Origin of the sequence: Candidatus Nitrosopumilus sp. (assembly GCF_040878665.1) — an archaeon.
Classification (GTDB): domain Archaea; phylum Thermoproteota; class Nitrososphaeria; order Nitrososphaerales; family Nitrosopumilaceae; genus Nitrosopumilus.
This window is the reverse complement of record NZ_JBBDLU010000002.1, coordinates 136,095-153,424: the sequence shown is the minus strand read 5'-3', so window position 1 is coordinate 153,424 and position 17,330 is coordinate 136,095. Positions and strand designations below refer to the sequence as shown.

29 protein-coding genes and 1 tRNA gene are annotated in these 17,330 nt (G+C 33.5%); 27 read left to right on the top strand and 3 right to left on the bottom strand.

The features are described from left to right. From WDZ98_RS02210 to WDZ98_RS02200, 3 genes are all read left to right on the top strand, one after another. Positions 1-1,107, top strand: a complete 1,107-nt coding sequence (locus tag WDZ98_RS02210; RefSeq protein WP_368058000.1) for a redoxin family protein — start codon at positions 1-3, stop codon at positions 1,105-1,107. A gap of 92 nt (positions 1,108-1,199) precedes the next feature. Next, positions 1,200-1,850 (top strand): Snf7 family protein, encoded by a 651-nt coding sequence (locus tag WDZ98_RS02205; RefSeq protein ID WP_368058002.1) that lies wholly within the window; start codon positions 1,200-1,202, stop codon positions 1,848-1,850. 137 nt (positions 1,851-1,987) lie between these two features. Further along, positions 1,988-3,718 carry a PEFG-CTERM sorting domain-containing protein gene (locus tag WDZ98_RS02200; protein ID WP_368058004.1) on the top strand — a complete coding sequence of 577 codons (1,731 nt, stop codon included), beginning with the start codon at positions 1,988-1,990 and terminating at the stop codon, positions 3,716-3,718. A 77-nt stretch (positions 3,719-3,795) separates the two neighbouring features. Here the strand turns inward: WDZ98_RS02200 and WDZ98_RS02195 are convergent, their stop codons facing one another. The 3 genes from WDZ98_RS02195 to WDZ98_RS02185 all read right to left on the bottom strand — a co-directional run bounded on the left by WDZ98_RS02195 (position 3,796) and on the right by WDZ98_RS02185 (position 5,467). Continuing rightward, a complete protein-coding gene (locus WDZ98_RS02195) occupies positions 3,796-4,095 on the bottom strand; it encodes a hypothetical protein (RefSeq protein ID WP_368058006.1) in 300 nt (99 codons plus the stop codon). 369 nt (positions 4,096-4,464) lie between these two features. Then, positions 4,465-4,806, bottom strand: a complete 342-nt coding sequence (locus tag WDZ98_RS02190) for a hypothetical protein (protein WP_368058008.1) — start codon at positions 4,804-4,806, stop codon at positions 4,465-4,467. Between the two features lie 244 nt (positions 4,807-5,050). Then, positions 5,051-5,467, bottom strand: coding sequence for a DUF371 domain-containing protein (locus WDZ98_RS02185; protein ID WP_368058010.1), 417 nt, complete (start codon positions 5,465-5,467; stop codon positions 5,051-5,053). Positions 5,468-5,519: 52 nt separating this feature from the next. Here WDZ98_RS02185 and WDZ98_RS02180 point away from each other — a divergent pair, with 52 nt between their 5' ends. From WDZ98_RS02180 to WDZ98_RS02065, 24 genes are all read left to right on the top strand, one after another. Continuing rightward, on the top strand, positions 5,520-6,257 hold the full coding sequence (locus WDZ98_RS02180; RefSeq protein WP_368058012.1) for an archaeal proteasome endopeptidase complex subunit alpha: 738 nt from the start codon (positions 5,520-5,522) through the stop codon (positions 6,255-6,257). Between the two features lie 31 nt (positions 6,258-6,288). Then, positions 6,289-7,101 (top strand): putative RNA uridine N3 methyltransferase, encoded by an 813-nt coding sequence (locus WDZ98_RS02175; RefSeq protein ID WP_368058014.1) that lies wholly within the window; start codon positions 6,289-6,291, stop codon positions 7,099-7,101. 204 nt (positions 7,102-7,305) lie between these two features. After that, the gene (locus WDZ98_RS02170) at positions 7,306-8,298 is read left to right on the top strand and encodes a 50S ribosomal protein L3 (RefSeq protein ID WP_368058016.1); all 993 of its coding nucleotides are present in this window, start codon (positions 7,306-7,308) and stop codon (positions 8,296-8,298) included. After that, the gene (gene rplD, locus WDZ98_RS02165) at positions 8,298-9,110 is read left to right on the top strand and encodes a 50S ribosomal protein L4 (protein WP_368058018.1); all 813 of its coding nucleotides are present in this window, start codon (positions 8,298-8,300) and stop codon (positions 9,108-9,110) included. The genes WDZ98_RS02170 and rplD overlap by 1 nt, the downstream gene beginning before the upstream one ends. Continuing rightward, positions 9,107-9,373: a 50S ribosomal protein L23 gene (locus tag WDZ98_RS02160; RefSeq protein WP_368058020.1), complete on the top strand. Its 267-nt coding sequence runs from the start codon at positions 9,107-9,109 to the stop codon at positions 9,371-9,373. The genes rplD and WDZ98_RS02160 overlap by 4 nt, the downstream gene beginning before the upstream one ends. Positions 9,374-9,417: 44 nt before the next feature. Continuing rightward, positions 9,418-9,813: a 30S ribosomal protein S19 gene (locus WDZ98_RS02155; RefSeq protein WP_368058022.1), complete on the top strand. Its 396-nt coding sequence runs from the start codon at positions 9,418-9,420 to the stop codon at positions 9,811-9,813. 5 nt (positions 9,814-9,818) lie between these two features. Continuing rightward, on the top strand, positions 9,819-10,277 hold the full coding sequence (locus WDZ98_RS02150; protein WP_368058024.1) for a 50S ribosomal protein L22: 459 nt from the start codon (positions 9,819-9,821) through the stop codon (positions 10,275-10,277). 2 nt (positions 10,278-10,279) lie between these two features. Beyond that, positions 10,280-11,035, top strand: a complete 756-nt coding sequence (locus WDZ98_RS02145; protein ID WP_368058026.1) for a 30S ribosomal protein S3 — start codon at positions 10,280-10,282, stop codon at positions 11,033-11,035. Then, the gene (gene rpmC / locus WDZ98_RS02140) at positions 11,032-11,238 is read left to right on the top strand and encodes a 50S ribosomal protein L29 (protein WP_368058028.1); all 207 of its coding nucleotides are present in this window, start codon (positions 11,032-11,034) and stop codon (positions 11,236-11,238) included. The genes WDZ98_RS02145 and rpmC overlap by 4 nt, the downstream gene beginning before the upstream one ends. Next, positions 11,235-11,501: a ribonuclease P protein component 1 gene (locus tag WDZ98_RS02135; RefSeq protein WP_368058030.1), complete on the top strand. Its 267-nt coding sequence runs from the start codon at positions 11,235-11,237 to the stop codon at positions 11,499-11,501. Before rpmC ends, WDZ98_RS02135 begins: the two co-directional genes overlap by 4 nt. Continuing rightward, complete coding sequence (locus WDZ98_RS02130) at positions 11,498-11,821, top strand: 30S ribosomal protein S17 (protein WP_368058032.1); 324 nt, start codon at positions 11,498-11,500, stop codon at positions 11,819-11,821. The genes WDZ98_RS02135 and WDZ98_RS02130 overlap by 4 nt, the downstream gene beginning before the upstream one ends. After that, positions 11,821-12,243, top strand: a complete 423-nt coding sequence (locus tag WDZ98_RS02125; protein ID WP_368058034.1) for a 50S ribosomal protein L14 — start codon at positions 11,821-11,823, stop codon at positions 12,241-12,243. Before WDZ98_RS02130 ends, WDZ98_RS02125 begins: the two co-directional genes overlap by 1 nt. 4 nt (positions 12,244-12,247) lie before the next feature. Continuing rightward, positions 12,248-12,706 carry a 50S ribosomal protein L24 gene (gene rplX, locus WDZ98_RS02120; protein WP_368058036.1) on the top strand — a complete coding sequence of 153 codons (459 nt, stop codon included), beginning with the start codon at positions 12,248-12,250 and terminating at the stop codon, positions 12,704-12,706. Further along, positions 12,706-13,422, top strand: a complete 717-nt coding sequence (locus tag WDZ98_RS02115) for a 30S ribosomal protein S4e (protein ID WP_368058038.1) — start codon at positions 12,706-12,708, stop codon at positions 13,420-13,422. The genes rplX and WDZ98_RS02115 overlap by 1 nt, the downstream gene beginning before the upstream one ends. A gap of 4 nt (positions 13,423-13,426) precedes the next feature. Further along, entirely contained in the window at positions 13,427-13,948 is a 522-nt protein-coding gene (locus tag WDZ98_RS02110) for a 50S ribosomal protein L5 (protein ID WP_368058040.1), read from the top strand. After that, positions 13,948-14,127, top strand: coding sequence for a 30S ribosomal protein S14 (locus WDZ98_RS02105; RefSeq protein WP_008300270.1), 180 nt, complete (start codon positions 13,948-13,950; stop codon positions 14,125-14,127). Before WDZ98_RS02110 ends, WDZ98_RS02105 begins: the two co-directional genes overlap by 1 nt. A 6-nt stretch (positions 14,128-14,133) precedes the next feature. Beyond that, a complete protein-coding gene (locus WDZ98_RS02100; protein ID WP_368058042.1) occupies positions 14,134-14,526 on the top strand; it encodes a 30S ribosomal protein S8 in 393 nt (130 codons plus the stop codon). Beyond that, the gene (locus WDZ98_RS02095; protein ID WP_368058044.1) at positions 14,516-15,073 is read left to right on the top strand and encodes a 50S ribosomal protein L6; all 558 of its coding nucleotides are present in this window, start codon (positions 14,516-14,518) and stop codon (positions 15,071-15,073) included. Before WDZ98_RS02100 ends, WDZ98_RS02095 begins: the two co-directional genes overlap by 11 nt. 16 nt (positions 15,074-15,089) lie before the next feature. After that, positions 15,090-15,377, top strand: a complete 288-nt coding sequence (locus tag WDZ98_RS02090; protein ID WP_368058046.1) for a hypothetical protein — start codon at positions 15,090-15,092, stop codon at positions 15,375-15,377. A 72-nt stretch (positions 15,378-15,449) separates the two neighbouring features. After that, positions 15,450-15,523: transfer RNA gene (locus WDZ98_RS02085), tRNA-Asn, on the top strand. Between the two features lie 191 nt (positions 15,524-15,714). Further along, entirely contained in the window at positions 15,715-15,963 is a 249-nt protein-coding gene (locus tag WDZ98_RS02080) for a hypothetical protein (protein WP_368058048.1), read from the top strand. Positions 15,964-15,974: 11 nt separating this feature from the next. Beyond that, on the top strand, positions 15,975-16,202 hold the full coding sequence (locus tag WDZ98_RS02075; protein WP_368058050.1) for a hypothetical protein: 228 nt from the start codon (positions 15,975-15,977) through the stop codon (positions 16,200-16,202). Positions 16,203-16,323: 121 nt separating this feature from the next. After that, positions 16,324-16,773 carry a DUF2299 family protein gene (locus WDZ98_RS02070; protein ID WP_368058052.1) on the top strand — a complete coding sequence of 150 codons (450 nt, stop codon included), beginning with the start codon at positions 16,324-16,326 and terminating at the stop codon, positions 16,771-16,773. Between the two features lie 61 nt (positions 16,774-16,834). Next, positions 16,835-17,020 (top strand): hypothetical protein, encoded by a 186-nt coding sequence (locus WDZ98_RS02065; RefSeq protein ID WP_368058054.1) that lies wholly within the window; start codon positions 16,835-16,837, stop codon positions 17,018-17,020. Positions 17,021-17,330 lie beyond the last annotated feature (310 nt).

Sequence of the window (17,330 nt, the reverse complement as noted above, 5' to 3'; positions counted from 1 at the left end):
ATGAATTCAGAAATAAAAACAGCTCTGATATTTGGAATCATCATAGCTGCAGGATTGGCAATATTAGGTACAGTATTCTCTACACTTGATCAACAAATTCAGCCTACAGAAATCACAGATAATATCATAAATACAAAAATTGACAAATCAGGATTCAAAAAAGCTCCAGAATTGATAGGAATAACAGATTATCTAAACACAACGCCTGATGAGTTGAAAAAAGAAATGGAGGGTAAAGTTGTATTGTACGATATTTGGACATATAGTTGTATTAATTGTGTTAGAACATTGCCATACATCACCGCATGGAATGATAAATATGCAGATCAAGGATTGTTAATAGTTGGAATTCATTCACCAGAATTTGAATTTGAGAAAAATTTTGAAAATGTAAAATTAGCAATTGAAAAACATGGAATCAATTATCCAGTGGTGTTAGACAATGACATGAAAACATGGAAAGCATTTGAAAACAAATATTGGCCAAGAAAATACATTGCAGATCATGAAGGGTATCTAAGATATGATCACATAGGAGAAGGGAGATATCAAGAAACAGAAAAAATCATTCAGCAACTTTTAGAAGAAAGATCTAACGCACTAGGAATGCAAGTAACATCAACTACATCATTTGTTGATATAGAAGAGTTTCAACATTCAATGTTTAGGACTCCGGAATTATATTTTGGATATAAATTTGCTCAAAACAGAAATCAGTTAGGAAGTGAAGAAGGATTTCAACCAAACAAAATCATTTCATATTCAGAACCTAAAAACACAGATTTGCATAAATTCTATCCAATAGGAGATTGGAAAAATTATGATGACAGTATGGAATTAGTATCAACAACTGGCTCAGTCAAATTACTATACAATGCAAAAGAAGTAAACATCGTAACAGACAACTATGCAGAATTAGAAATATTACTAGATGGGTCACCACTGCCAATAGAATATGCAGGAAAAGACATCATTAATGGTAACAAATTACAAATCACAGACGCAGGTCTTTACAACATTATCAATAATGAGAATAGTTCAACACACTTGATTGAAATAAAAATAGATGGTAAAGGCTTTCAAATATTCACATTTACCTTTGGATAGGTGTACTCTTTATACTTGTAACTCTAGTGACACCACCAAGAGTGACAAATCTGTTTAAAAGAAAAAATTCAAGATTATTCAGGAAATTAAGAATGATCAGTAACTCTTGGAATAAAACAGAAGGCGAATCAATATCTCAAAGAGTAATGGGAAAAGTAAGACCTGATGAACCATTACGAAATAAAATAGAATTTGCACAAAAAAAATTACAATTTCAAATTACAAAATTAGAAAGTATTAATGAAAAATTACGAGTAAAACATGATGCAATATTTGAAAAAATAGTAGATGCTCAAAAAAACAACAAACCAAGTTACGCTAAAGCATATGCAGGGGAATTAACACAGGTGAGAAAAATGAAAAACATGGTAAGTGGTGCAAAATTATCCATGGTGCAAGTAAAACTTCGATTAGACACAGTTTCAGAATTAGGAGATGTTGTAGTAACACTTAGCCCATGCATGTCAATCATTAAAGGCCTAAGTCCAGCATTGAGTGGAATTATGCCAGATGCAAATGCATCGATGCAAGACTTATCCCAGATACTTGGAGATGTAATGTCAGGCTCTTCAGTTGGAATGGTGGATAGTTTCAGTGTTGGAGCAGAAACAAACGCTGACACATTGGCAATTCTAGAAGAAGCACATAGTGTTATTGCAGGTAGAACAAAATCATCAATACCAGACGTCCCAGAAAGTCTCAAGCGTCAAATTGTTGAAAGAAGAACAGACGTATTCATCTAAAATCAAATTGCAATATTAAAAATCCAGTAACGAATCATATTTTGATTATAAAGAACATTGGTCTTATTCTAAAGAATTAGAATAACTAGGAAGAATATACTGTGAGCTTAAATCAGATACAATAAGCAAGAAAAATAATGAATAAAGCAATCATTATAATATTTCTAATAACATCTGTGCTAGTAACAGGCACTATACAAACTGTCTCAGCAGAATCATATCAAGGTAAAGTAGAATTTGCTTCTTCACTTGAAGAAACACTAGGACATTTTTGGGCATTAGAACAAAATCTTGATGATAATAATGCCGAACTTGCATTGATTCATGCAACACATCCAATTGCAGAATTGTATGATTCAATGAAACCCGTACTCAAAGCATCAGATCCTAGCCTTGATGTCAAAGTTCAAGACACATTGATGAAATTGCAAGATAAGGCAAACACCAAAGTATCAAGAGCGCAAGCTCAGCAAGCAATCGATGATGCAAAAGATGTAGTTGCCATTGCACGTTCAACTGTTGTTGGTGATGAATTAAGTGACGAAACTGCATTCAAAGTAAAATTAATGCAAGTCTTACTTGAAACATCTATAGCTGAATATGGTGAAGCTGTATCTGATGGAGTCATAGGAGAAATGGCAGAATTCCAAGATGGTTCTGCATTTGTATGGAGATCACAACAGATTTTTGCAGAAATAGAATCTGACATTGATCATCATACAGTTGAAGAGATTGAAGAACTATACGTAGATCTTTGGGCAGCATATGATGCAAGAGCAGATCCTTCACAAGTTGAAGTAATAGCTAATGGTATCATTCATGAACTTGGTGAATCTAATGAATCAAAAATAGAATTTGCTTCTTCACTTGAAGAAACACTAGGACATTTTTGGGCATTAGAACAAAATCTTGATGATAATAATGCCGAACTTGCATTGATTCATGCAACACATCCAATTGCAGAATTGTATGATTCAATGAAACCCGTACTCAAAGCATCAGATCCTAGCCTTGATGTCAAAGTTCAAGACACATTGATGAAATTGCAAGATAAGGCAAACACCAAAGTATCAAGAGCGCAAGCTCAGCAAGCAATCGATGATGCAAAAGATGTAGTTGCCATTGCACGTTCAACTGTTGTTGGTGATGAATTAAGTGACGAAACTGCATTCAAAGTAAAATTAATGCAAGTCTTACTTGAAACATCTATAGCTGAATATGGTGAAGCTGTATCTGATGGAGTCATAGGAGAAATGGCAGAATTCCAAGATGGTTCTGCATTTGTATGGAGATCACAACAGATTTTTGCAGAAATAGAATCTGACATTGATCATCATACAGTTGAAGAGATTGAAGAACTATACGTAGATCTTTGGGCAGCATATGATGCAAGAGCAGATCCTTCACAAGTAGAAACACTTGCTGGTGGAATCATTCACGAACTTGATGAGATTTTAGGTGAAGAATCTGAAGAAGTCAATCTACTAGAGTATGTGGAAAACATCCAAGAATTATTAGAACAAACAAAGCAAGAGTATGCAAAGGGAGATATTGATTTAGCATTAAGTCTTACAACCAAAGCATATTTGGATAACTTTGAATTTCTTGAAGGCCCTCTAATTGAGTTGGATCAAAAAGAACTCATGGAAGAAGTTGAAATCATGTTAAGAGAAGAACTTCGAACTATGATTAAAAACGGTGAAGCAAGTTCCAAAGTCAATGCTCAAGTAGATGCAATTCTTGAAAAAATGGATACTATTGCTACAGTTGTTCCAGAATTTGGTACCGTTGCAATAATGATACTATCTATTGCAATCATAAGTGTAATTGCTATCACTGCAAAATCCAGAATCAGTCTAAGAGTTTAGGCTCTTCTTTTCTATTTTTATTTACTAATACTAAACAAGAGTATCTTCAGCCATATTATAAAAAATAAAAATTTCTATCACTTTGATAAAATTGATAGAATTGGCATTGCATCCCATTGATACATTTCATACGTTAGTATTCCAGAGCAAATGTTCTCATATTTTTTAAAAAATTCTTTTGCTTCTTGTTCGGTTGCTTCAAAAACTGCCATTGACGACACTTGATTATCAAATGCACCGGACCACATTATTTTCCCTTGTGACTGCCATTCATCCACAAGAGATGATATTTGTGGAGTAATCATTTCAAGATCAGATGATTTTGTTTCCTTTTGTATGCTGCTTACCAACACCCAAGGCTTTGTTTCTTGACTCATATTTTTGATCAATGTGTTTTTCATATTAAACATGATGATTAATCTAGTTTTTTGTTATAACTTTGTAAAATATAATTTTAGAAAACCATGAATCTAGAATCATATAATATGAAAATGTAATTTCAGACACCTATAATACTTTCATAGTTTTAGTAATGTTGATCTTGCATGTTAGGTCTATCATACCTTTACAAGCCATACAAGATCAAAGTCATTGGAAAAATTGGAATTACAATAGTCTTCATACTGCCCGACCAAGGAAGTATTTCTATTGGCATCTTCTGGTCAACACCAATTTTCCAATGATTTATTTTTTCAACATATCTATTTCACAATATGGTTCACAAAATAGAATCAAAGTTTAGCCAATCACTTTGACTTTTTTTTACTTTTTTGAACTAATATTTTTTTTATTCTAGAAATAGTAGGATAGCTATAGCCGCGTCTTCGATAATTTGCAATCATCATCTTCCAGTTCTTTAATCTCCATTGAGCTTGTTCACTGGTTACAGAATGAACTTCTTTTTGGATGATACTTTTACGTCCAACCTTTAGTGTACCAGCATCTTTTGCAGACCATCTATTTTTTGCAAATTTTAAACCAGAAAGAATTTCATCTACAGGCATTTCTTTGAAATATTCTTTTAGTTTCTTTAATTCCAAATCTGTAGGCATGTTAGAAATTGTTAATTCGATGGTGGGTTTTATCATAATAGATTGAGTTTGTTATGGCTTAAGAAAATCATGCTAAACCAGAATTAACTAAAGCAGGAAAATAGAATACACAATGTATGATTTAACAATTAATTGGAATGTTTGAGTTTTTGCAAATAGTATTAAACATTCCAAATCCAATGATCACTGCAGCAAAAACAATTAAAGGAATCAAAATAAAGAAATTAGTTTTACGACCCACAATATAGCATAATTAAATGATTATAAAATTGTCACAGTTTCATTCAACAGTTATAGTAAATGTGCCTTGAGTTTTCGGATTCTGCAATAATGAAATCATCTCTCTTGGGAGTAGATCAGATGCTTTATCACATTTTATTGCTATGGTCCTAGGACAAATAAAATCACTTTTTCTAAGTACGATATCTTCTTTGTGAGTAAGAATTAGATCAGGATGACCACTTCCTACAATGGTGAATTCGTATGTATCAACAGAAATTGAAAAGGTGACTTTAGAACCAGGATTTCTAAGTTTATCCTTGATTTCTTGAGGCAAGTCATTACAACTAGAAGTGGCACTAACTCCTACAATACAATCTCCTCTTGGAGTTAAAGAAGATTCTTTTGTAATCTCTATAGTTTTTTGATGATTAGATCGTATATTTTCATGTCCTGAAAATTTAATTTCATATCTCACGGCAAAAATGATAGGCTAGACTTAAATTAAACTTTCAAAGCATCGATATCAAATGCTTCCTGCACAACAAGGTTACGACAGAGCAATTACTGTATTTTCACCAGACGGAAGATTGTACCAAGTGGAGTATGCAATTGAAACCGTAAGAAGAGGTACAATTGCAGTAGGAATAAAATGCAAAGACGGCATCATTATTGCAGTAGAAGAAAAACCAAGAAAATTACAAATTTCAAATACTGCTCAAAAAATATTTCAAATAGATGACCATGTAGGAGTAGCTGCAGCAGGATATATTCCGGATGCTAGAAGTCAAGTAGACAATGCACGATTCTTTTCTCAAAGTAACAAAATGATTTATGATGAACCAGTTGAAGTTGAAACGATTGCAAAACACTTAGCTGATCAATGTCAACAATACACACAGTACGCAGGAGTAAGACCATACGGTGTTTCACTTATTCTAGGTGGAGTTGTAAATAATACACCTCAACTATATCTGACTGATCCAAGTGGAACATACATCTCTTATGATGCAATTGCAATAGGTTCAGGTTCTGATCAAGTGACAGACTTTTTAGAGAAAACTTACAACAGTGATCTTTCGTTAGATGAAGCAGCAACATTAGCTGCTGCAGGAATTTATCTTTCAAGTGAAGATAAAGAAGGAACAAGTCATATCAGAATGGCAAGTATGAAAAAAGATACTGGACTCTATGAATTAATTCCAGATGAACAAATTGTAAAATATGCAAAGGACGCCAAAACAAAATATCCACACGAACAAAAATAATTATTCTAACTGCCTGAGAGATTAAATTACATTGAAATTATCCGTTGCAATCCCTGAATCTGCGTTATCAGATGAATCACTCAAAATAGACAAAACACGAAAAATATCAGTGTTAGCAAGAGCTTGCGCAATTTTCAAAATAGATACAATCTATGTGTATCAAGAAGGAAATACAAAATCAGATGGAAATCTTATGATTATGATTCTAAAGTTTTTAGAAACACCACAGTTTTTGAGACGAAGATTATTTCCAAAAATGAATGATTTGAAATTTGCAGGAGTGTTACTACCATTGAAAATTCCAAGTCACATCACACCTGCTAATGCTAAAAAAATTAACCGTGGAGATATAAGAGAAGGCATTGTAGTAAGCTTGAAAGGTAAAAGATTTGTAGATGTTGGGATTAATCAATTAATACCATTTTTTGGTAATACATCAGTTGGAAAAAGAATAACAGTCCAATTCAAAGAAGGATATCCACGATTATCTGTAAAAGAGATCAACAAGAGTGAAGTTCCAGCATATTGGGGGTATTCAGTAAAAGAAAGAGCAAACTTGTATTCACTATTAGACGAATGGAAAGGAAATATCATCATAACATCACGAAAAGGGAAAACTGCTACGAAAGAGCAGATCTCAAAATATACTAAAGTAGATAAACCGATACTAGTAGTATTTGGATCTCCTGAAAAAGGTGTACATGAGATCATTGGAGGTAAGATGAAAAATGTACAAAATGCGAGATCTCTAAACTTTTTTCCAAACCAAGCTACTGAAACAGTTCGTTTAGAAGAAGCAGTGTTAGGAACTTTGGCTGTAATTAACGCATATAATACATCATGATATGCCAGAAAGAAAAAATTTTTTATTATTAGCTGTTGGAATTGGAGTCATTGGGATTGTTATTGGTGCAATAACAATTTGGAATTCTGTATCGGAATTATTCACACCATGATAAATTAGGCACATATGGTTAACCAAAAAATTTAGCAAGGTTAACTATATCTCATATGGTTTAATAGAGGGCAATCTAGATTCGACTTAATCATGGGAGCTCGAAAACGTCACCAACCACGTAGAGGAAGTCTTGCATACTTACCAAGAAGCCGTGCGAGAAGTATGGAGCCAAGAATCAGAGCATGGCCAAAATTAAATTCACAAGAACCAAAAATTTTAGCACATTGTGGATTCAAAGCAGGTTGCGTACAGATTGTGACTATTGATGATCGTGACAAAGTACCAAATGCAGGAAAACAGCTTGTTAGTTTAGGAACAGTACTAGTAACACCACCAGTGTTAATTTTAGGAATACGTGGATATTCAAAAGATCATTATGGAATGCATGCAGAGTTTGACGTATACGCAGAGGACATACCAAAAAATATCGCTAAAGAAATTACAATTAAAAATGTTGCAGGTTCAATTGAAAATGCAGAAAAAAGATTAAAACAGATTAAAGAGATTTTCGCAATAGTTGCAGTCTCACCAAGAGATGCAGGATTAGAGCAAAAGAAGCCATATGTTTTTGAAGCATCTGTTAGTGGTGGAGACATACAAAAACAATTTACTCATGTTAAAGAGTTACTTGGAAAAGAAATCAAAATTGATCAGATTTTTGAAACAGGTGCAAGTGTAGATGTTGCAGCAATTACAAAAGGTCACGGATGGCAAGGTGTAATTACAAGAATGGGAGTAAAAAAGAAACAACATAAATCAAGAAAGACGGTTAGAGAAGTTGGTTCATTAGGTCCAATTTCACCACAAAGCGTCATGTTTACAGTTCCAAGAGCAGGACAGATGGGATTCCATCAAAGAATAGAATACGATAAAAGAATTATGATAATGGGTAACACAGAATCAGATGGAATTAAAATTAATCCAGATGGAGGATACAAACACTTTGGTTTAGTTAAAGGAGATTTCATAATTCTAAAAGGATCAGTTCCAGGAACATACAAACGACTAATCAAAATGAGAAGTCAGATACGAAATGTTCCAGCCAAAGTTATCAAACCAAACATTTTGGAGGTAGTAATATAATGAAAATAACAACTTATTCAACATCTGGAACTAAAGATGGAGAAGTAGAACTTCCAACAATATTCTCAACTCCATATAGAAGAGAGCTAATTCACAAAGCTTTCACTAATTTAACATCTCATAAATTTCAGAGACAGGGAAGAAAACCAACTGCAGGTATGGATGTAGTGGCAGATTCAAACGATCCTCCAACAGGCCAAGGTGTTGCTCGTGTTGCAAGAATGAGTGGTGGTGGAGGAGGAAGACAAGGTCAAGGTGCAGAAGTAGCATCTACTAGAGGTGGAAGACAAGCACACCCACCAATTGTCGACAAAATAATTTACAAAAAATTAAACAAAAAAGAAAACAAATTAGCACTATGTTCTGCAATAGCTGCAACAGCATCAAAAGAATTAGTAGAATTAAGAGGACATAAAATTGAAGGTATCGAGTCATTTCCAATAATAGTATCAAATGATATTGAATCAATCTCTAAGACAAGCGAAATTATCAAAGTGTTAGATTCATTGAAATTATCACAGGACGTCAAAAGACTAAACGCAAGAAAACCTCGTTCCGGACAATCAAGATTGAGAGGTAGAAATAAAAAAGTTGGAAAAAGTGTTTTGTTTGTAACATCAGATTCTTCTAATTTAGTTAAAGCAGTAGGTGCTGTACCAGGTGTAGAAGTAAGAAATGCTAAAGAACTAAGCGTATTAGACTTGGCTCCAGGATCAGACCCAATTAGATTAACAGTATATTCCAAATCAGCAATAGAAGAAATTGGAAAAATAAAATCAACACATCTAGAATTAATGGTGAAAATACAATGAATGTAGATCAAGCAATGAAAATAATCATCAAACCATACATTACCGAAAAGACATTTGCAATGGTAGAAAGTGAAAGCAAGATTTGCTTCATAGTAGAGATATCTGCAAACAAATCAGAAATTTCAGAAGCAGTAAAGACATTATACAAAGAAAATGTCAAAAAAGTAAACACAGCAAGAACAATTTACGGTAAAAAAGCATTTGTGCAGTTTGAAAGTACAGAAAAAGCAAGGGATTTGGCAACAAAGATAGGAATGCTATAATATGGACCATAGAACTCGAAGTACATTAACAAAGGAGAATAGAGATGGTTAAAGAATTTTCATATAGAGGAATCCCACAAGTGGAACTTGATAGTTTATCACTAGAAAAATTATTCACACTGTTCAATTCTAGACAAAGAAGATCATTAACAAGAGGCATTAATGACGGAAAAAGAAAATTAATTGAAGAAATAAAATCTGCAAAAGCAGGTAAAATGAAAAATCCTATCAAAACTCACCTTAGAGATTTGATAGTACTACCATACATGGTAGGAGTCACAGTAAACGTATTCTCTGGAAAGGAATTCCAATCAGTTACAATCACATCGGAGATGATTGGACATTATTTAGGAGAATATGTAATAACAAACAAGAGAGTTTCACACGGTGCCCCAGGTGTAGGTGCATCAAGATCCAGTCTCTACGTGCCATTAAAGTGATTATTATGGGTAGATTCAATTACGCTTTCCAAAACTATGATGCAACAAAACATGTACGTTCATCTTTAAGAGAAAAAGACATTTCACATAAACATGCTCGCGAAGTTGCAGTATCACTAAAGGGCCTATCCATAGAAAAAGCAAGAGATTATTTGCAAGCAGTGATTAACAAAAAAAGAGCAGTGCCATTTAGAAGATATAAAAATCAAGTAGGGCATAAAGCAGACCCAGGTGTCATGTCAGGGCGTTACCCTCAAAAAACAGCAAAAGAATTCATTAAAGTTTTAGATAATTTAGAATCAAATGCAGAATACAAAGGAATGGACCTAGACAGATTACGAATCATTAATGCAACAGTTCACAAAGGGGTAATAGTAAAAAGATTCATTCCAAGAGCTATGGGAAGAGCAACTCCTAAGAACAATGTATTAACACATGTCGAATTGGTGGCAAGGGAGATTTAGAAATGTCAGCAGTAAAAAATGTAATTAAAGACAACTACAACATGATGTTGCTTAAAGATTATCTTAGAGGAGCTATCAAAGACGCAGGTTTTTCACATGCGGAAATTTCAAAAACTCCAGTTGGAACAAGAGTAGCACTACATGTAACAAGACCAGGAATAGTTATCGGTAGAAAAGGATCAGGAATAAGATCATTAACAGATACACTTGCAACAGATTTTGGATTAAAAAATCCACAGATATCAGTAGTTGAAATTGAAAAGCCAGAACTTGCTCCAAGTGTAATGTGTAACAGAATGGCAGCACATCTAGAAAGAGGAACGGCATTTAGAAGAGCAACAATGTGGACATTAAAACAAATAATGGAAGGAGGTGCAATGGGAGTACAAATTACAATTTCAGGTAAATTAAGAGGGGATCGTTCAGCATTTGAAAAACATACTCAAGGAATTTTACCAAGAGCAGGACATCATGCAGAAATCATTGTTGATGAAGACATCGCACATGTACAAACCCCAATGGGATTAATTGGAATTAGAATAAGAATAGCTAGAAAAGAAAAACTCATCCCAGAATTTGAAATGAGAGATGAGAAAGTCAAAAAGAAAGCACAAATTCAAGACAAAAATACCGGAAAGATGAGGGATGAAACTGCAGCAGAAACCAAAGCAAGAACAGAATCAGAACAAATTGCAATTGAAGAGGAAAAAATGAAAGAGCTTGAAACATTAGAAGAAGAAGAGGAGAGACTCAAATGACCAGACTCAGCATGAAGACAATCAGACAGTTAAATGAGAAAGATATTCAAAGTAAAATTCAAGAATCACGAAGTGAACTTGCTAAACTAAGAATTGATGCTTCTAAAGGCACACTTAGAAAAGAAAGTGGCAAACTAAAACCAATTCGTCACGATATTGCACGAATGTTAACAAGAGTAAATGAGATGAAAAATAAAAAATGATCACTGTAAATAACATAACAGCACACGAATTCATAGGATTGGATACTGAGATCATAGAATCAAGCAATCCACAAGTAATAGGATTAAATGGAAGAATTGTTAATGAAACAAAATCCATGTTTACAATAAATACAATAAATGGCTTGAAACAAATTGCAAAATCTACTAATAGTTGGAAATTTTCAATTGAGAGTAAAGACGTAATAGTAAAAGGAACGAGTATTGCAAAAAGACCTTTTGATAGAATTGGAGGTAAAGCATGACTCAAAATATAGGATTAAAAGTTAAGGAACCAAAAAGAGAATGTGAAGACAAACATTGTCCATTCCACGGAGGTCTATCAATTAGAGGAAAGCTATTCGACGGTAAAGTAACAGGAAATAAAGCAAAACAGACAATTACATTACAAAAAGATGCACCAATTTATTTTAGTAAATTCAAAAGATATGCAAGAGGTACAAGTACTATTCATGCACATGTACCAGGTTGTATCGATGTGGAAGAAGGGGATCATGTCTTAACTGCAGAATGCAGACCGATCTCAAAATCAGTATCATATGTAGTTGTGGAGGTTAAAGAATAATGGCAAAACAAGCAGGTAAAGGAGTAGAAGAGTTTCGTCCGTATGTCACCAAAGCAATTCCAGTCGGTGCAAATATTGTATGTGCAGATAATTCAGGTGCAAAAACATTAGAAATAATTAATGTTCCAAGACACCACACAAGATCATCTAGACTTGCATCAGCATCAGTAGGGGACTTTTGTAATGTTGTAGTAAAGAAAGGACCGGCAGAATTAAGAAAACAGGTTTATGGCGCAGTTATCATTAGACAAAAATATGCAGTACGCAGATTAAATGGTGTGAGAGTTTGTTTTGAAGATAATGCAGCAGTATTAATCACTCCTGAAGGAGAAACAAAAGGTACAGACATTAAAGGACCCGTAGCAGCAGAAGCTTCAGAAAAATGGCCAAGAGTAGCTAACTTGGCATCAATGGTGGTATAACAAAATGAAACCAACAAAAATGCGTAACAATTTGATTTATCAAGCAACTTTCCAAACAAAAAGTAAACAAGTTGCAAGTCCATTATCAAAAGAACTTCATAAAAAATATGGCAAAAGAAGCGTCAGAGTAATAGAAGGAGACAGCGTAAAAATCCTAAGAGGGGAATTCAAAGGAGTGGATGGCAAAATATCAAAAATATCTACACAAAAAAATAGTGTTGCAATTGATGGAGTAAAGAAAGAAAAAACAAAAGGAGATAAATTTGATGTATATATTCACACATCAAATCTAATAGTGACTTCACTTAACACTAATGATAAGTGGAGAATTTTAAAACTAGAAGGAAAAGATCCAAGAAAACAACCAAAAACACAAGCAGAAACAGTGAAAGAGGAATCAACTAAACAAGTTCCTAAAGAAACAAAAGTAGAAAAAACCAAAAAAGAGGAAAAGGATGAATAATGGTAAGCATTTCAGGTAGTAAAAAACTCAAACGTCAAATGGCTCCACAGTTTTGGGGAATTGGCAGAAAAGACAGTCGATTTGTAGTTACAGTAAGACCAGGCCCACACAAAAAAAGTTATTCCATACCAACTGCAGTATTTCTAAGAGACATGTTAAAAGTAGTTACAAGCCTTAGAGAAGCAAAATCTGCAATTTATTCAGGCAGTGTAAAAATAGATGGAGTTGTAAGGAAATCACTTCATCATGCAATTGGATTAATGGATGTAGTGGAATTAGAAAACGTTTCAGATGTTTATCGTCTTGTTCCAGCTGAAGACAAGCTTCTCAAACCAATAAAGATCAAAGAATCAGAAAAAACAAAAAAACTTGTAAGAGTGATTAGTAAAACTACAATTAGTAAAGGAAAATTACAAATTGGGTTTCACGACGGACGTTCAACAATTTCTGATAGTAAAATAAACGTTGGAGACACTTGCCTTATACAAATTCCAGAGCAAAAAATTCTTGAAATAATAAAATTAGAGCCAGGATGCCAAGGACTAGTTACACGTGGAAATAATACAGGACGAATTGGTAAAATTGAAACTGTTGAAGAAGGAACATTCATCCTTCCAAAAAGAGTGATTCTTTCATTAGGAGACAAAAAAATCGAGATACCTGCAGACATTATTATGCCGATTGGAAAAGAGGAGCCAGTTATTCAATTAAAGTGATCATATGTCTCAAATAACAGAATCCCCAATGAAGAAAATTTCTTTAGAGAAAGTTGTACTGAATATGGGAGTAGGAAAATCAGGTGATGTGATCACCATTGCAAGAAAAGCACTTGATCAAATCTCAGGAAAAAAATCATCTGCGCGTAATGCAAAAGAAACACAGAGAGATTGGGGAGTTAGAAAAGGAGAGCCAATAGGTGCAGCCGTAACAGTGCGAGGAAAAGATGCAATAGAATTAGCTAAAAGATTATTTGAAGCAAAAGGACACAAAGTTAATGGCAAGTCATTTGATAATTTTGGAAACTATTCATTTGGAATTAAAGAACACATAGACATTCCAGGTGTAAAATATGATCCACAGATAGGAATTTTAGGATTAGGAATTTCAATTACACTTACCAGACCAGGATACGGAGTCAGAACTAGAAGTAAACACAAAGCAAGAGTTGGAAAAAAACATGTTATTAAAAATCAAGAAGCAAAGGATTATCTAGTAAAAGAATTTGGAGTGACAATAACATAATGGCAAAAGATAGATCATATGAAGCCACAGGAAGAAAGAAACATGATTTTGGAAGAGGTTCAAGATGGTGTAAGAGATGTGGAGACTATACCGCAGTTATTCAAAAATACGATTTAATGTTATGCAGACGATGTTTTAGAGAAGTAGCAACATCTTTAGGGTTCAGGAAAAATAAGTGAGATATAATGCCAGCAACTAACGTATTAGCAAATTTGTTTGTAACACTATACAATAATGAAGCAAGAAGAAAGGGAGATTGCATAATTCTTCCAACTTCAAAACTTGGCATAGAGGTTCTAAAGACACTCCAAAAAGATGGATACATTGGAGAGTTTGAACATATTGATGATAAAAGAGGCGGAAAATTCAAAATAAAATTATTAGCAAAAATAACAAAATGTGGGGCAATATCACCAAGATTCAAAGTAAAAAATGACGAATTCAATAGTTGGGAGCAACAATATTTACCAGCATATGATAGAGGTATGCTTTTAGTTACTACAAATCAAGGTGTGATGTCACATCATGAAGCATCAGAAAAAGGAATTGGAGGATTTTTGATAGGTTATGTCTACTAGTCAAATTGAAAAATTCCAAGATGAAGTAGTAATTCCAGAGGGAGTTACTGTCACTTTGAACAATCACATGTTAAAATTTGTAGGACCGCTAGGCAAGACATTCAAAAACTTTCGTGCCATACCAGTGAACATTGAGATCAAAGATGGTAAAGTATTACTAAAATCAATTGACACAAAAAAAAGAGATTACGCAATTTTACATACTGCTAGATCAATTATCAGAAACATTTGTGAAGGCTTGATTACAGGATATACAATTAAAATGAAAGTAGTTTATGCACATTTTCCAATTACAGTGAAAATAGAAGGAAAGAAAATTCTAATCGAAAACTTTCAAGGGGAACGTTCAGCAAGAATCACACATATTGTTGGAAATACTAAAGTAGTTCCAAAAGGGGAAGATGTCATCCTTACAGGAGAAGTATGGACAGACATTACACAAACTGCAGCTAACATCGAATTAAAAACTAAAGTAAAAGACAAAGATCATAGAGTATTTCTTGATGGTATCTATTCTTTTGAAAAGAAAAAAGGTATAGAAAAGTAAAACCTATTTTCATTCCATGACTCTAGATCCTGAATTTGCAAAACAAACAACAGACTTGATTCAACAAACATTAGAACTATACAAGTCAGCAGGAGCTTCACCTAGAATAGGTGAAACATGGAACTGTGCAAACATTGGGGATTTCTTGTGTGGCTTTTTTGTAGGAGAAATGGTGGGTTCCGCACTTAGTGCGTTTCAAATAGTGCACAAAAGAGAACCAACACCTGACGAACATCTTGAAATCATCGAATTAGTTGAAAATCATTCAAAAGAAATTATAGAATTCTTTGCCAAATTCAATTGATAGTATAATGAATTTCAGTCTAAATTGAATCGTCGCAAAGATTAAATCACTTTTGTCAAGGTACAATCGTGTGCCTCCCTAGCTCAGCGTGGTAGAGCAACCGGCTGTTAACCGGTTGGTCACCAGTTCAAGTCTGGTGGGAGGCGCTTCTTATTTCTAAACTCGAGTTTTGAAATATTACTTTTCTTCAATCTTATATGATAATTCATATCAGATTTTTAATATTTCTAAATTCGAATTTAGAAATATTGATCGGTTGTTAGTAATTGGTTTACACTATTAGACAACATAGATCTAATAGATGATCGCATACATAGAATGATGCAGGAGGTTTACATTGGTCAGAACTAGGAGGGCCAACAGATATTGTGTAGATTGTGGAGCAAGACTTGTGTATTACCCAAGACTGTCTAATCCAAAAGCCCCTAACGAACATAGAGTGTTAGTTTATGCATGTCCAGATTGTACAGAAGACTTTGAAAAACCCAAAATGTTCTCAATTAGACGCAATCAAGTAGAAGATCCATTGGAAACAGTAGAAATAGAGATCACCCAATTACAGAAAAAAACAATAGTTGCAAAATAACAGTAAAAACAATGTCTTACCCAATAAAATCAAGAAGTAATACATGGTTTTTGTTACCAATATTTTTTGGAATAATTGGTGGAGTCATAGCATTTTTTGTTCTGCGTCATGATGATCCAAATAAAGCTAAAAATTGTCTGTATTTGGGGATGGTGTTCATGATAATTGGCATTATTTTCAATATTTTTGTAACAGCATCAATTCCAGGTATCGAATCAGGATTCAACGTAAATATTTGATACGTATTGTTTAACTAGTAAAGATAATTAATATTTCTAAATTCGAATTTAGAAATATTAAAAAATTATCAGCGTAATCATTAGAATTAAAATCATATAGAACTAGCCTAAATTGCATAATATGAATATGTCAAAAATGCGAGATAGTGTTGAAAGATGGGTAATTCACGAAGGACTTTCTTTTGAGGAAGTAAAAAATCCTGAAAGCATATTTCAAATTCTAGTCAAACATGCAGGCAAATACGATGTACCAGTAGACATATTTGAACCAAAAGGACAGCTAGGAATACTAGTAATAGGTTCAAAAGTAGTGATGAAGAATAACCAAATCGAAAGATATCTGAGATTCAGTAGTGAGGAAAAAAACAAGTTTGAAAAAAAAGTTGCAGATTTTTGTTATTCAATACAAGTAATCAGTAAATTGATCACAGAAGATGGTAAACAGAAAATAGGTGTGTATTTGGTATTAGATGATAAGGAAAACATCAATCAACAAACGATGTTAGATGCAATAGATGTAGTTTCTGAAAAACATGATAAAACAGCAAGATTTCTTATGAAGACATTTTAAAAAAATAGATGATTTATCAGTTCTACGCGGACCTTATATCAAAAACTCATCATTGTATAGTATGAAAACAACAAAACTTACAACAAAACTTACAACAAAACTTACAACAAAACTTACAACAAAACTCACAACAACATGCAAACCAAAAGCAGGTTTCATGGAAAGTCAAATTCTCAGATTCAAGGCTTCAAAAAACAAGGTTTTTGTTATGACAGTTATAGCAACCTTGATGGTGTTTGTAAAATGAATATTTGTGATATTTTATTCAAACATACTACAAAGAATTTTGAGATTAATGTCAGTATTAACATCAGAAAACTCAGGCTTGAAAATGCAACAACAAAATTGGAGTTGATTCAGAATTGAATATAATCAAAATGATAGATGAAATTTTGGACACGTATGAGAAAACAGAGGTACAATTACATGAATAATTTATTCAAAGTGATGGGATTAGTATTAGCAGTGCATTTCATTGTAAAGACAATCCAGGGAGAATTGAAACAACAATGAACGTAACAGAATAGTCAATCAGAGGATCGACAACGGGGCATTAT